Genomic DNA, 14,697 nt, shown 5'->3' on the forward strand with positions numbered 1-14,697 from the left:
CCCCGATCCGCCCGGCAGGATGAGCGCCACGGGCACGGGCGCGCCGGCGATCGACGCCGGTGCGCCCGTGCCCGTGGCGCTCATCCTGCCGGGCGGATCGGGGAGCAGCGGCGACGAGGTGCTCGCGCGCAACCTCAAGCAGGCGGCCGATCTCGCCATCGCGGACCTCCAGGGCGTCAGGATCGACCTCAGGGTCTACAACGCCGGATCCGACGCCGGAACGTCGGCGGCCATGGCGCGGAAGGCCGTGGACGAAGGCGCGAAAATCATCCTCGGACCGGTCTTCGCCGAAGCCGCGAACGCGGCCGGCGTCGCGGTGGCGCCCTCCGGCGTCAATGTCCTGTCGTTCTCCAACAACACCGACATCGCCGGCGGCAACGTCTTCGTGCTCGGGCCGACGTTCCAGAACACCGCCAACCGGCTGGTTCGCTATGCCGCGCGCTCCGGAAAGGGCCGCATCATGGTCGTGCACGACCAGAACCCCGCGGGCGACCTCGGGGCCCGGGCGATCTCGTCCGCGGCCGCACGGTCCGGCGCGACCGTTGTCGGCACGGCAAGCTATCCCTTCTCGCAGCAGGGGGTGATCGCCGCCGCCCCGCAGATCGCCGCCGAGGCCAAGGCGGCGGGCGCGACCTCCGTCTTCTTCACCGCAGACACGGCGGGCGCGCTGCCCCTGCTGGCGCAGCTGCTGCCCGAGGCCGGCCTGAGCGGCCAGACGGCGCAGTTCGTGGGCCTCACCCGCTGGGACATTCCCTCGGGCACGCTCTCGATGCCGGGCGTCCAGGGCGGCTGGTTTGCCCTGCCCGACCCGGGCCTCACGGCACAGTTCCAAAGCCGGTTCGCTGCCGCCTACGGCGAACAGCCGCATCCGATCGCCGCGCTGGCCTATGACGGCATCGCCGCCGTCGGCGCGCTGGCACGAAGCGGCCGGTCCGACGCACTGAGCGCGGCCGCCCTCACGCAGGGGTCGGGCTTCGCGGGCGTCAGCGGCGTCTTCCGGCTCCTGCCCGACGGGACGAACGAACGCGGGCTTGCCGTCGCCCAGATCCAGAATGCACAGGTGGTCGTGATTGATCCTGCCCCAAGAAGCTTCTCCGGCGCGGGCTTCTGAGCCCGGGCCGGAATCCCGCCTGCCGCGGGCGACCCTGCCCGCGGCGATCGGCGGCCACCCGATCTTCGACAGCGACGCTTTCTGCGCGGTCCTGATGGGCGCCTGCGCGGCCGAGAAAGACGCACGCGCGCGCCGCGCCCGCATCGTCGAGGTGCTGGCCGCGGCCCGGGCCGAGGCGCTTGCCGCCATCGCGGCCGAGTTCGCCACCCATCCGAGGGCGGCCTCGCTCACCGTGCGGGCATATGCGGCGCTGATGGACGCAACCGTCGAGGCGGTCTTCCGGATGGCGACCGGGCTCTTCCACCCGCTCGCAAGCCCGACCGAGGGCGAACGCATCGCCGTCCTCGCGGTGGGCGGCTACGGCCGGGCGGAAATGGCGCCGCATTCGGACGTGGACCTTCTTTTCCTGACGCCGTGGAAGACCACGGCCTGGGCCGAGAGCGTCATCGAGTCGATGCTCTACATGCTCTGGGACCTGAAGCTGAAGGTGGGCCATGCCAGCCGCACGGTGAAGGACTGCCTGAGGCTCGGGCGCGAGGACTACACCATCCGCACGGCGCTCCTTGAGCGGCGCTTCCTGACCGGCCATCAGCCGCTGGCGGAGGAGTTGCGGCGCAGGCTGCGTTCGGAGCTCTTCAAGGGCACCGGCGCGGAGTTCATCGAGGCGAAGCTCGCGGAGCGGGCCGAGCGCCACAAGCGCCAGGGCGGCCAGCGCTACGTCCTCGAGCCGAACGTGAAGGAGGGCAAGGGCGGGCTGCGCGACCTCCAGACGCTTTACTGGATCGGCAAGTACATCCACGGCGTCCGCCAGGCGGCCGAACTCGTCGACCAGGGGCTTTTCCGGCGCGAGGAATACGCGACCTTCGCCGCGGCGGAGGATTTCCTCTGGGCGGTACGCTGCCATCTCCATCTGATCACCGGGCGGGCCAACGACCAGCTCACCTTCGACCTGCAGGTCGAGGTGGCCGCCCGCATGGGCTATGCCGACGCGGGCGGACGCCGGGCGGTCGAGCACTTCATGCAGGACTACTTCCGCCACGCGACGCAGGTGGGTGAGCTGACCCGCGTCTTCCTCACGGCGCTCGAAGCGCGCCACGCCAAGCGCGAGGCGATGTTCGTGGGTCTCTTCCGGCGCCGGAAGAAGCTCCGCCCCGGCTACCGGCTCGACAACGGCCGCCTCAACATCGCCGAACCGAAGGTCTTCCTGGCCGACAAGCTGAACCTCCTTCGGATCTTCGAGGAGGGCCTGCGGACAGGCTACCTGATCCACCCCGACGCGATGCGGCTCGTCGCGGCGAACCTCCGGCTGATCGACGACGCCATGCGCGAGGATCCGGAGGCGGCGCGCATCTTCCTCGACCTCCTGCTGAAGCACGGCAACCCCGAACGGAGCCTGCGCCGGATGAACGAGCTTGGCGTGCTCTCCGCCTTCATCCCCGAGTTCGAGCCGATCGTGGCGATGATGCAGTTCAACGTCTACCACCACTACACGGTGGACGAGCACACGATCCAGACGATCTCCACGCTCGCGCAGATCGAGCGGAAGGAACTGATCGAAGAACTGCCGGTTTCCTCGGCGATCCTGGAGGAGGGCGTGAACCGCAAGGTGCTCTACGTCGCGCTTCTCCTGCACGACATCGGCAAGGGCCGGCCCGAGGACCACTCCATCGTCGGCGCGCAGATCGCGCGGAAGGTGGCGCCGCGGCTCGGACTTTCGGCGGAGGAATGCGAGACGGTGGAATGGCTCGTGCGCTACCACCTGACCATGTCCGACATGGCGCAGAAGCGCGACCTTTCGGATCCGCGGACGGTGCGCGACTTCGCCAAGGTAGTGAAGACCCGCAAGCGGCTCGACCTTCTGACCGTGCTCACGGTCTGCGACATCCGCGGCGTCGGGCCGACCACTTGGAACAACTGGAAGGCGATGCTCCTGCGCCGGCTCCATGCCGAGACAGCGCATGCGCTGGAAGGCGGGCTCGAAAGCGTCAACCGCGCCAAGCGCGAGCACGAAGGCAAGCGCGCGCTGCGCGAGGCGCTGGCGGCCTGGGAGGCGAAGGACCTGCGGCGCGAGGTGGCGCGGCACTATGATCCCTACTGGCAGGGGCTTTCGACCGACACCCATGTCGTGTTCGCCAACCTTCTGCGCGACATCCCTGACGACGCGATCCGCATCGACATCAAGCCCGACCCCGACCACGACGCGACCCGCGCCTGCTTCGCGCTGGCCGACCACCCTGGCATCTTCTCGCGGCTGGCAGGCGCGCTGGCGCTGGTCGGCGCGAACGTGGTGGACGCGCGCACCTACACCTCGAAGGACGGCTACGCGACGGCGGTCTTCTGGATCCAGGACAGCGAGGGCCATCCCTACGAAGAGGCGCGGCTGCCGCGCCTCCGGGCGATGATCGAGAAGACGCTGAGGGGCGAGGTGGTGACCCGCGAGGCGCTGAAGGACCGCGACAGGATCAAGAAGCGCGAGCGCCAGTTCCAGTTCCCGACGCACATCACCTTCGACAACGAAGGCTCGGAGATCTACACGATCATCGAGGTCGATACCCGCGACCGGCCCGGCCTTCTCTACGACCTCACCCGCACGCTCGCGGCGAACAACATCTACATCGCCAGCGCCGTGATCGCGACCTACGGCGCGCAGGTGGTCGACACCTTCTACGTCAAGGACATGTTCGGGCTGAAGCTGCACACGAAGGCGAAGCAGGAGAGCCTGGAGCGCAAGCTCCGCCAGGCAATCGCCGAAGGGGCGGAGCGGGCGCGCGCGGAATGAAGCCGATCCGACTCATCCGCGGGGTCCTCACGGTCGGGGCCTGGACGCTCCTGAGCCGCATCGCCGGCTTCGCCCGCGACGTGCTGACCGCCGCCTACCTCGGCACCGGGCCGGTGGCGGAGGCCTTCCTCGTGGCCTTCACGCTCCCCAACATGTTCCGTCGCTTCTTCGCCGAGGGCGCCTTCAACACCGCCTTCGTGCCGCTCTTCTCCAAGAAGCTCGAGGCCGGCGAGGACCCGCGGGGCTTTGCCGAGGACGCGATGTCGGGCCTTGCCTTCGTCGTCCTTCTCGTCTCGCTGGTCGCCATGCTGGCGATGCCCTGGCTGGTCCTCGCCATGGCGGGGGGGTTCGCGGGCGACGAGCGGCTGCCGCTGGCGGTGGAATACGGGCGCATCTGTTTTCCCTACATCCTCTTCATCTCGCTCACGGCGCTCCTCTCGGGCCTCCTGAACGCGGGGGGGCGGTTCATCGCCGCCGCCGGCGCGCCGGTGCTCCTGAACCTCATCTTCATCGCCGCCATGGTCGCGGCCGATCGGCTCGGCTGGGACATCGGGCTGACGATGGCCTGGGCGACGCCCGTGACCGGCCTCGCGCAACTCGCGCTCGTCTGGATCGCGGCGGCGCGGATGGGCTTTCCGCTGCGCCTCAGGCGGCCGCGGATGACGCCTGACCTGAGGCGGCTCCTGACCATCGCCTTCCCGGCCGTGCTCGCAGGCGGGGTGGTGCAGATCAACCTGCTCGTCGGCCGCCAGGTCGGCAGCTTCTTCGACGGCGCGATCGCCTGGCTCTCCTACGCCGACCGGCTCTACCAGCTTCCCCTCGGGGTCGTCGGCATCGCCATCGGCATCGTGCTGCTCCCGGACCTGTCGCGCCGGCTGAAGGCGGGCGACACGTTCGGCAGCCGCTATGCCTATTCGCGGGCGACCGAGTTCGCGCTCTTCCTGACCGTGCCTGCGGGCGTCGCGCTCTGCGTCATCGCGGTGCCGCTGATCTCCGTCCTCTATGAACGCGGCGCCTTCGGCCCGGAGGACACCGGGCCGACCGCGCTCGCACTGGCGGTCTACGGGGCGGGGCTTCCGGCCTTCGTCCTGCAGAAGGTGCTGCAACCACTCTATTTCGCGCGCGAGGACACGGCGACGCCCTTCCGCTTCGCCGTCTGGTCGATGGTGGTGAACGCCGCGCTCGCAATCGGCCTCGCCCCGGTCATGGGCTTTGTCGCGGCCGCCCTCGGCACGACGCTCGCCGGCTGGGCGATGACGCTCCAGCTCTGGTGGGGGACGCGCGGGATGGGCGAGGCGGCGGCCTATGACGAGAGGCTGCGCACCCGCCTGCCGCGCGTGATCCTAGCCTCGGCGGTCATGGGGCTTGTGCTCTGGGGGGCGAGCCAGGGCCTGTCGGAGCAGCTCGCGGCCGAAGGCCACCGCTACTGGGCGCTGGCGCTCCTGGTTCTCGCGGGCCTCGGCGTCTACGGCGCCGCCGCCTGGGGCTTCGGCGCCTTCCGTTTCGCGGACTTCCGGGGCGGGACACCCCGTCAGCGCTGACGGATAACCCGCAGGAAATGCGAGGGTCCGCCGGGCGCCACAAGGAAGGACAGGAGAAAGCCTGCCCCGAACCCGGCAAGATCGGCGATCCAGTCGGGCGCGCCGCCGAAGAGCGCGCCGAAGAGAAGCTGAATCCCGAGAAGGAAGCCGATGAGCGAGAAGGCCCGGCCCCGGTGCGCATGTGCCGCCCCGAGCCGCGCCCAGAGGATGAAGGTGAAGGCGCCGATGAGGCCATAGGCGCCGGGATAGGCGCCGTAGAGCGCGATCCGGAGTCCGGGCACGAGCGAATAGGCCAGTCCGCCGGCGACGACCGCACCGAGGAACACCACCAGCACGGCCCAGCCGGGGAAGACCTCGCCCACGAACTTGCCGAGCGCAAGCACGAAGACCGCGGCGAAGAGCGCGTGCGTGAGGTTGCCGTGGACGAAGGCATAGGCGACGAAGCGCATGAGGTAGTCGGGGATGACCTGACCGGCCTGCCACATCTGGTCCAGCATCAGCGGCGACAGAGCGAAGCGCTGCAGGGCCTCCGCCCGCCAGCCGATGCCCGCCTGCCCTCCGGCAAGCCCGAGCGAGCCGGCGCTGAGGACCACCTCCATCGCCACGATCGGCAGGAGGATCAGCCAGACCACGGGGGGCAGCGGGTTCACGGGCGCCTCATCGAAGCCAGGCCGCATCGGGCTCTCCTTGTTGACGGGACTCCCGCCCTGCGATACGCGAGCGGCACGACAAAATCCAGACGCTGACAGCCAGAGGACCGGCCATGACCGATGCGGCCAACGCAGGCTTCACCCCGCGCATCTTCTCGGGCATCCAGCCCTCGGGGGGGCTGACGCTCGGCAACTACCTGGGCGCGTTGAAGCGCTTCGTGGAAAAGCAGGACGAGGGGATCGAGACGATCTACTGCCTTGTCGACATGCATGCGATCACCGTCTGGCAGGACCCCGCAAAACTGCGCGACCAGACGCGCGAGGCGGCGGCGGGCTTCATCGCGGCGGGCATCGACCCCAAGCGGTCGATCCTCTTCAACCAGTCCCAGGTTCCCGGCCACGCCGAGCTCGGCTGGATCCTCAACTGCGTCGCCCGGCTTGGCTGGATGAACCGGATGACCCAGTTCAAGGACAAGGCCGGCAAGAACGCCGAGGCGGCGAGCCTGGGACTTTACGCCTATCCGGCGCTGATGGCGGCCGACATCCTGCTCTACCACGCCACGATGGTGCCCGTGGGCGAGGACCAGAAGCAGCACGTAGAGCTGACGCGCGACATCGCGGCGAAGTTCAACCACGACTTCAAGGTGGATTTCTTCCCCCTCCCCGAGCCGGTGATCGAGGGCGCCGCCACCCGCGTCATGTCCTTGCGCGACGGCACGAAGAAGATGTCGAAATCCGACCCCTCCGACGCGAGCCGGATCAACCTGACCGACGATGCCGACGCCATCGCCCAGAAGATCCGCAAGGCCAGGACGGATGCGGAGCCCCTGCCCGAGACGCTCGCCGAACTGAAGGACCGGCCGGAGGCGCGCAATCTCGTCAACATCTACGCGGCACTGGCCAGCGAGGCGCCGGAAACCGTGCTCGAACGCTTCGCCGGCCACGGCTTCGGCGCCTTCAAGCCCGCGCTCGCCGAGCTTGCGGTGGCGACGCTCTCGCCCATCAGCACCGAGATGAAGCGCCTGATGGCGGACCCCGCCGAGATCGACCGCCTCCTCGGCCAGGGCGCCGAGCGGGCGGACGCACTGGCCCGGCCGATCCTCGAGAGGACCCAGGACATCGTCGGGATGATCCGGTCACGTCGGGGCTGACCGCCTCGCTCGCCGTTTCGTCACGCGAACGATTCAAATCCCGGGCAGGCTGACCCTGCCCGGCGGAATCGCCGCCCGCCGTCGTCCCGTCGTCCGGCGCGTGTGCCTGGCAATCCCGGCGGTCGCTCCCCCGTCCGCCCGGTTCCCCCGGGGCCTCCCCGGGGGGAATGCTTTCTGGCGGCGGCCTCCCTTGCCGGCCCTGCGTCTAGGCGAGATTGCGTTCGTGGCAGGCGATGGCCTCTTCGATGTCATCGAAGTAGAGCGCCCGGCCGCCGTCGATCACGAGCCCGCTCGTGCAGTATTCCCGCAATGTGGGATTGGCGTGGGACACCATGATCAGGCCGGAGTCCTTCAGCCGGCTGTTGAAGACTGCGAGCGATTTCTTGCGAAAGGCCGCATCGCCAACCGCAGTTATCTCGTCCACGAGATACCAGTCGAACGCGAGCCCCATCGACAGGCCGAAGGCCAGCCGTGCCCGCATCCCCGCCGAATACGACCGGACCGGCATCCGCATGAACTCGCCCAGCTCGGCGAAGCTCGACACGTAGTCGACGAGCGCGTCGGAATCGACGCCGTAGATCCGCGCCACGAAACGCGTGTTCTGTGCCCCGGTCAGGTCGACGGCAAAACTGCCCGCGAAGCCCAGCGGCCAGGAGACGGTCCCCTCGCGGCGGATATCTCCGCCATTCAGCTTGACCGTGCCGGCGATCATGCCGATGAGCGATGTCTTGCCCGCGCCGTTGCGCCCGAGGAGCCCGACCTTGGCCCCGTGCGGCAGCCGCAGGTTGAGACCGTCGAGCAGGACCTTCCGCCCGCCGCCGCGGGTCGCGTAGTATTTCACGACGTTATGGAACTCGATCATTGCCGGCGCGCGTCCGCCTTGCCCGGGTCAGCGTGAGTCACGGATGTTGTAGTAGACGATCATGGCAATGCCCCAGGCCATCGCCAGGAACGCGCCCGCCAGGCCGATGAGCAGCCAGCGCTGCGGATAGAGCGACTCCTGTGCCAGCGTCGGCGGGATATGAACCGCGAGGTACCGCGCCTGGCGGCGCCCCTCGGCACGGGCCAGCGCGAGGTTGGTCAGCGCCTGGGTATAGGCGGCGGCGGCGAACTCCAAGTCGGTGCGCAACCCTTCGTATTCGCCGACGACATCGGCGATGTTCACACCCTCGCCGCCGATGCCGAGGTTGGTGCGTTCCTCCGCGATCCGCGCGGTGATGGCGTCGATCCTTCGTGTCGCCTGCACCACGCGCTGGTCGTCCTCGCTCACGTAGGTCAGGAGCATGTCGCGCTCCACCAGCGCCTGGGCGAGTTCGCTCTGCAATGCGGTCAGCACGCCGAGCTGCCCGGCGACGTCGGCCTCCGGGTCGACGATGTGATACTGGGCCCGGAAGTCGGCGAGTTGCTGGCGCTGCTGGCGCAGGTTCGCCTCGGCCTCGTCAAGGTCGATGGCGGCGTAGCGGATCGCGTCCTGGCGCGCCTGTTCGGACAGGCGGTTGACCAGCGCGTTGCTGCTGGAAAGGATCGCCTCGTTGATCCTGCGGGCATCCTCGGGCGTGAAGGCGACGGTCCGGATGTTGATGATGCCCGACCGGTTCTCATAGCTCACGTGCACCACGCGGTTCCAGAAGTCCGTCAGATCCTCGATCCGGCTGTCCCCGCCGAGGCTGAAGACCGGGTCGAACGCCGGCTTGCGATAGATCCCCGCCAGATCGACCTCGGCATCGACCTCCTCAACGATCGCACGGCTGGAGATGTATTCGTTCACGATCTCGGCGTCGTTCGCGACTCCGCCGCTGACCTGGGTGATGGCGCCAAGGATGCCGGCTGCCGCCGAGGCGATTTCCTCGGACCGGATCGAGAAGGCAAGCTCCGAATGGTACTGGTCTTCGGCCACGCCGAAGAGATAGGCCGACCAGAGCAGGACGGGCAGCGCCACACAGACCAGGAAGCTCAGTCGCAGCACGCGATGGCGGGGCCGCTGTCCGCTTGCCGGCATGTCGGCCACGGCGGTACGCACCGCACTCAGCGTGAGGCGCCCCGCCCCGGGGCCGGCAGTGGCACCCGCCGGCGGGGCCGGGGCGGCGGGGCCGACGGATCGCACCACGGGTTTGGACACGGCGGCGTCGTTCGGGGCTTGCATATTTGCGGCGCATCCTCTGAGATTGTCGGGCTACGGCACCGGTTCGCGACGAACCTAACGCCGCAGCGCGGCCAAGGCAAACGGCACGACAGAACAGGATCCCGGATCGAGCGTCATGATGGTTGCGGACAATCCCACCGCTCTCGCGCGGGTAAGACAGCGCCTCCGCGTGCTCGCGGCCCTGATCATCCGCGAGACCAGCGCGAGATTCGGCCGGTCGTGGGGCGGCTACATCTGGGCGATCGCCGAGCCCACGGGTGGGATCGTGCTCCTCTCGGTGGCCTTCAGCGTGATCACGCATGTGCCCCCGCGCGGCACGAGCTTCATGTATTTCTACGCCTCGGGCTTCGTGCCCTTCATGATGTACAACTCGATTGCGAACGTCACGATGCACGCGATCCGCACCAACAGGGGCCTCCTGACCTACCCGGTTGTCCGGCCGCTCGATACGGTGATCTCGCGCGCGACGCTCGAGATGATGACGCACTTCGTCGTCGCCCTGATCATCTTTCCGTCCATCGCGTGGTACGACGGCGTGCGGACCGATCTGAACCCGGGGCTCCTGGTTACCGCGTTCGTGCTCGCCTTCGCGCTCGGGACCGGCGTGGGAACGCTGAACGCGGTTCTCATCGGGTTCTTCCCGACCTGGCAGAACATCTGGGGCGTCCTGACACGGCCCCTGTTCATCGTGTCGGGTATCCTGTTCGATTTTGACACGCTGCCGACCTACCTGCGCGACATCCTCTGGTACAATCCCGTGGCCCATGTGATCGCCGAAGCCCGCTACGGCCTCTACGGCGTGGAGCGCGGCGCGTTCGTCTCCCTGCCCTACGCCTTCGGGATCGCGATGGCGCTCTTTCTGATCGGAGCCTTCCTGCTCAGACAGAACGAGAGCCACCTGCTCCAGCAATGACAGCGCCGGCCGCGGGCCATGTCGCGATCCTGATGGCCACGCGCAACGGGGCGGAGTTCCTGCGCGCGCAACTCGACTCCTTCGCAGACCAGGACCATGGCGACTGGTCGCTCTGGATTGGCGACGACGGCTCGACCGATGCAACGCGCGCCATCGTCGAGGCCTTTGCGAAGGCCCATCCGCAGCACAGCGTGACCCTGCGCGATGGCCCCCGTCGCGGCAGCATGGCCAACTTCCTGTCACTCCTGTGTGCCCCCGAAATCCGCGCGGACTTCTTCGCGCTGGCCGACCAGGACGACGTCTGGCTTCCCGGACGGCTGTCGCGCGGGCTCGCGGCCTGCACGGCGGCGGGCTCCGCCGTACTCTATGGCGCGCGCACCGTCATCACCGACCGCGATCTATCGCAGCGCGGGATGTCGCCGCATTTCCGCCGGCCGCCCGGCTTCCGCAACGCCCTGGTGCAGAGCCTCGCCGGCGGCAATACCATGATGCTCGACGCCGCCGCCCGCGAGACGGTGAGGCGCGCCGGGCGGCGCGAAGGCGCCGTGTGCCACGACTGGTGGCTCTATCAACTCCTGAGCGGGGCGGGCGCGCGTGTCGTCTACGATGCGCAACCGAGCGTTCTTTACCGGCAGCACGGGGCGAACCAGATCGGCTCGAACCTCTCTGCCGCAGCGCGGATGGAACGTGTCGCCGGCCTTTTCCGCGGGCGCTACCGCGACTGGAACGAGCGGAACCTCGAAGAACTCCTGGCGGTCAGGGCGCTCCTCACGCCCGAGAACCGGGACAACCTCGATCGCTTCCGAAACCTCCGGCGCCTCCGAGGACCGGCTGCAGTGGCGGCCCTGCGCGACCTCGCGCTCTACCGGCAGACACGGGCGGGGAACCTTTCCCTCTGGGCCGCGGCGTTCCTGGGGCTGCTGTAAGGCTGGCAGGCAACCGGTGGCCGGTCACTCGGCCCCGATCTGATACCAGCCGGTCGCCGCGGTCCCTGCACGGACGGCACCCGGCACGCCCGCCATGCCGACCCATTTGCGCAAGGCCGCATGAAGCGCGTTCGCTTCGTCCGATTCCAGGGCCTCGCGGAGGTCGCGCAGCGCCGCGGCCAGTTCAATTTCGGAAAGCCGCGGCTCGATCACCGTCATGATCTTGGGATGCACCCGCCGGCTCGGCCCGCTGCCGATCACGAGTTCCTCGTGCAGCTTTTCGCCCGGTCGCAACCCGGTGGTGACGATCTCGATGTCGCCCTCGGGATTGGCGCGGTCGCGGACCGAATAACCCGAGGCCTCGATCACGCGACGGGCAAGATCCCTGATCGCCACCGGCGCACCCATGTCGAGCACGAATACCTCGCCGCCCTCCGCCAGGCTGCCCGCGATGAGCACGAGGCGCGCCGCTTCCTGAATGGTCATGAAGTAGCGCGTGACTTCATCGTGCGTCAGCGTGACGGGACCGCCCGCGGCGACCTGCTCCTGAAAGAGCGGGATCACCGAGCCGGAAGAGCCAAGGACATTGCCGAAGCGCACGATCGAGAAGATGGTGCGCCCCGACTGGGCGGCCTGACCCTGCACGATCAGTTCGGCCACGCGCTTGGTCGCACCCATCACACTTGACGGGCGCACCGCCTTGTCGGAGGACACAAGCACGAAGCGCGACACCCCGGCGGCCCGCACCTTCTGGGCCAGCACAGCGGTGGCAAGCGCGTTGTTTGCTACACCCGCGCGCGCGTTGCCCTCGACCAGCGGCACGTGCTTGTAGGCGGCGGCGTGCAGCACCGCATCCACGCGATGTTCACGCAGGACCCGCTCGACCAGAATGCCGTCGCCGACCGATCCGAGCACTGGCACGACTTCGGTCCCGGTCGCTTCCGTCAGCACGCGCATTTCCATGCCGGCCGAATAGAGCGCGACCTCGCTCAGTTCGAAGAGTACGAGCTTGCGCGGCCGGCAGGCGACGACCTGACGGCAGAGTTCGAGCCCGATCGAACCGCCGGCGCCGGTGATCATCACCACGCCGCCGCGCCAGGCGTCGCAGCCACTGGCCATCTCGTCATGCAGGCCCGGACGGTTGAGAAGCGCCGAAGGCGGCGCCGGCATGAGCTTGTCGATAAGCGCCTCGTCGCCAATCAACTGGGCGAAGGCCGGCAGCGTCTCAACCTCGAGCCCGAGCCGCGCGAGGCGTCGCGACAGAAGACTCTGCTTGTGCACCGAAAGCGACGGCATGGCGAGGATGACGCGCTGGACCCTGAAGCGTTCGAGTACCCGGGGGACATGCGCGCCGGAAAACACCGGCAGCCCCGCCACGATCAGCCCGCGCAGGGACACGTTGTCATCGACGAAGGCGACGGGCTGGATGTCTGACCGGTTCCGGAGCGCCGCAGCCAGCGCCATCCCGGTCCGGCCGGCGCCGTAGATGAGAACCCGCGTCACCTCGGCGCTCTGGCGGTAGATCGCCAGAAGCATGTGCAGAAGCGCGATGCGCACGCCGGCGGCAAGGCAGAACACGACAAGCCCGAAGACGACATGATATCCGGCCGGAAGACCGAGCCCGCCGAGCCGCGCGAGAAGCACGCTGGCGCCGGCAAGCACGGCCCCGAAGAAGGCGGTCCGCTGTGCCGCCCCGAGGTCGTAGTGCTTGAGCCGGACGTCCGCGGTACCGAGCAGAAGCGACACCCCGAGCGCCACCGCCATCAGGACCGGCACCAGCGGCCAGCTCTGAATCAGGACAGCCGCCGGCCTCAGGGTCGAATATTGGATGATCGCGGCACTGTAGAAGGCGAGTGCGACACAGAGCAGATCGAGCACAAGCAGGACGAGCCGCTTCTGGCCGCGCGTCATCGACAGGACGAACTTCACCATCGGCGGCTTGCCTCGTTCTTTATCGTTCTTCTGCGGACGGGACGCGCCATGCCCCTGGATCATCGCCCGCCGGACGACCTAGCCCGACCTTAGTAGCGCCGTCGTGAAACTTGGCAACAGGATATCCCCATCCGGCGCGGTTTTCGAAGCGCAATCGCCGAATCCGGGCGGCTTTTGGCCGAGTCAGGACCTCCGGGCCACAGCCGCGAGCGTCCGCAGCAGTATCGCGAGGTCGAGACATAGGGATTGGCGGCGGCGGTAGATGAGATCAAGCCGCGCCTTTCGCGGAATGCACCGCCGCATGTAGACGCGATTCGTATCCTCAGAACTCGCGCTGGAGGCGAGAATCCGCTCCTCGTGCCTGTGGAAGACCAGCGTGGCGAGGCCGGTGACACCGGGCCGGCAGGCCAGCACCTCGGCGTAGAGCGCGGGAAAGGCTTCGACATACTGCCGTAGCGGCGGTCGCGGCCCGACGAAGCTCATGTCGCCCCTGAGAATATTGAACAGCTGCGGCAGTTCGTCGAGCCGCGTGCGGCGCAGGAAGCGGCCGGGTCCGGTGATCCGCGCCGCCTTGTCGCCGCCCGAAACGCCGCTGTCGCCCGTCGCCGGCCGCATGGTGCGGAACTTCCACAGGGTGAACGGGTGCCCGGGCGCGTGCATCCGCTCGGCGCCATAGAGGACGGGCCGTCCCTGCCCCACGAGAAGCGCGAGCGTCACGACGGCCATCACGATGCCGAGCGGCACCAGAAGCAGGAGCGCGAGCGCGAGATCGAAGAGTCGCTTTTGCACGGTCATGGCGCCTCGCGGAGCGTGGCGCGGAGGTCCGCGACGATTTCCGCCGCCTCGGCCGGGGGCAAGGGTCCGCAGATCGCGGCAAGCCGGCTGGTGTCGAGCCGCACGACCGGAAGGACCGTGGCTGGCGCCGGCCGCGGTGTCCAGGGCCGTCCGGCGGCGGCGAGCAGCGCCTCCATCCTCACGGCGCCGTCGAGGGCGACATTCAGGAGCCCGGGCAGGCTTTCCCCGGCGCGGACACGCGCGAGGAGACAGGCCAGGAGGTCCGCGAGGGCGCCGGGGCCGAGATAGCTTCGCCGCGGACCCGTTCCGTCGGCGAAGACATCGAGCACCTGAGGGTCGCCCCGCAGAGGCGCCCCGAGAAGCGCGTCGGCCCCGGCCACATTGGCGATCCTGAGGCAGGTCACGCCGGGCCCGGCCGGGCGGGCGGCGACCCAGGTGCGGGCGGCTTCCTCCATCGCCAGCTTGCCGCGCCCGTAGTCCGAGACCGGCGACGGCTCGTCCTCCTCCCGCGCGCCGTCGGAACCGCCATAGACGGCGGCGCTCGAGGCGAGGAAGACATGCGGCACGCCCGCCACGGCCGCGGCACGAAGCGCCGCGACGCCGAGTGCGGCATGGTTCGCGAGTTCCCCGGCGTCTCCCCCGACCCGGCCCGCGAGGCTGAGGATCGCCGTCGTGCCCCGCGCCGCGGCGGCGTAGCTTCGTGGCTCCGTCAGGGGGTCGAACACCGGCCCGCCCGCGCCCGGGCGGGCCGGTGTT

12 protein-coding genes are annotated in these 14,697 nt (G+C 69.0%); 6 read left to right on the forward strand and 6 right to left on the reverse strand.

Annotated elements, in window-relative coordinates:
• From F9K34_RS11855 to murJ, 3 genes are all read left to right on the forward strand, one after another.
• Nucleotides 1-1,111: penicillin-binding protein activator (locus F9K34_RS11855; protein WP_291337179.1), on the forward strand; the 1,111-nt coding region annotated here is incomplete at its 5' end.
• Complete coding sequence (locus tag F9K34_RS11860; RefSeq protein WP_291337180.1) at nt 1,071-3,890, forward strand: [protein-PII] uridylyltransferase; 2,820 nt, start codon at nt 1,071-1,073, stop codon at nt 3,888-3,890. The genes F9K34_RS11855 and F9K34_RS11860, both read left to right, overlap by 41 nt.
• Nucleotides 3,887-5,431: a murein biosynthesis integral membrane protein MurJ gene (gene murJ, locus F9K34_RS11865; protein WP_291337181.1), complete on the forward strand. Its 1,545-nt coding sequence runs from the start codon at nt 3,887-3,889 to the stop codon at nt 5,429-5,431. Before F9K34_RS11860 ends, murJ begins: the two co-directional genes overlap by 4 nt.
• Here murJ and F9K34_RS11870 read toward each other — a convergent pair.
• Nucleotides 5,422-6,108, reverse strand: coding sequence for a rhomboid family intramembrane serine protease (locus F9K34_RS11870; protein ID WP_291337182.1), 687 nt, complete (start codon nt 6,106-6,108; stop codon nt 5,422-5,424). The two genes, murJ and F9K34_RS11870, sit on opposite strands and share 10 nt — an antisense overlap.
• Nucleotides 6,109-6,194: 86 nt before the next feature.
• On the opposite strand from F9K34_RS11870, the gene trpS reads away from it, so the two are divergent.
• The gene (trpS, locus tag F9K34_RS11875) at nt 6,195-7,232 is read left to right on the forward strand and encodes a tryptophan--tRNA ligase (protein WP_291337183.1); all 1,038 of its coding nucleotides are present in this window, start codon (nt 6,195-6,197) and stop codon (nt 7,230-7,232) included.
• A gap of 205 nt (nt 7,233-7,437) precedes the next feature.
• Here the strand turns inward: trpS and F9K34_RS11880 are convergent, their stop codons facing one another.
• Entirely contained in the window at nt 7,438-8,094 is a 657-nt protein-coding gene (locus tag F9K34_RS11880; RefSeq protein ID WP_291337184.1) for an ABC transporter ATP-binding protein, read from the reverse strand.
• A 27-nt stretch (nt 8,095-8,121) separates the two neighbouring features.
• Nucleotides 8,122-9,198: a sugar transporter gene (locus F9K34_RS11885; RefSeq protein ID WP_291337185.1), complete on the reverse strand. Its 1,077-nt coding sequence runs from the start codon at nt 9,196-9,198 to the stop codon at nt 8,122-8,124.
• Between the two features lie 292 nt (nt 9,199-9,490).
• Between F9K34_RS11885 and F9K34_RS11890 the strand changes: the two genes are divergently transcribed.
• Nucleotides 9,491-10,288: an ABC transporter permease gene (locus F9K34_RS11890; RefSeq protein WP_291337186.1), complete on the forward strand. Its 798-nt coding sequence runs from the start codon at nt 9,491-9,493 to the stop codon at nt 10,286-10,288.
• Nucleotides 10,285-11,214 carry a glycosyltransferase family 2 protein gene (locus F9K34_RS11895; RefSeq protein WP_291337187.1) on the forward strand — a complete coding sequence of 310 codons (930 nt, stop codon included), beginning with the start codon at nt 10,285-10,287 and terminating at the stop codon, nt 11,212-11,214. Before F9K34_RS11890 ends, F9K34_RS11895 begins: the two co-directional genes overlap by 4 nt.
• 24 nt (nt 11,215-11,238) lie before the next feature.
• Here F9K34_RS11895 and F9K34_RS11900 read toward each other — a convergent pair whose 3' ends face one another.
• The 3 genes from F9K34_RS11900 to F9K34_RS11910 form a co-directional block, all read right to left on the reverse strand.
• Entirely contained in the window at nt 11,239-13,146 is a 1,908-nt protein-coding gene (locus tag F9K34_RS11900) for a polysaccharide biosynthesis protein (protein WP_291337188.1), read from the reverse strand.
• Nucleotides 13,147-13,329: 183 nt separating this feature from the next.
• The gene (locus tag F9K34_RS11905) at nt 13,330-13,941 is read right to left on the reverse strand and encodes a sugar transferase (RefSeq protein ID WP_291337189.1); all 612 of its coding nucleotides are present in this window, start codon (nt 13,939-13,941) and stop codon (nt 13,330-13,332) included.
• The coding region (locus F9K34_RS11910) for an NAD-dependent epimerase/dehydratase family protein (protein WP_291337190.1) at nt 13,938-14,697 on the reverse strand (760 nt) is incomplete at its 5' end. The genes F9K34_RS11905 and F9K34_RS11910, both read right to left, overlap by 4 nt.

Source organism: Albidovulum sp. (assembly GCF_008933605.1).
In the GTDB taxonomy this organism is placed as follows: Bacteria; Pseudomonadota; Alphaproteobacteria; order Rhodobacterales; family Rhodobacteraceae; genus Albidovulum.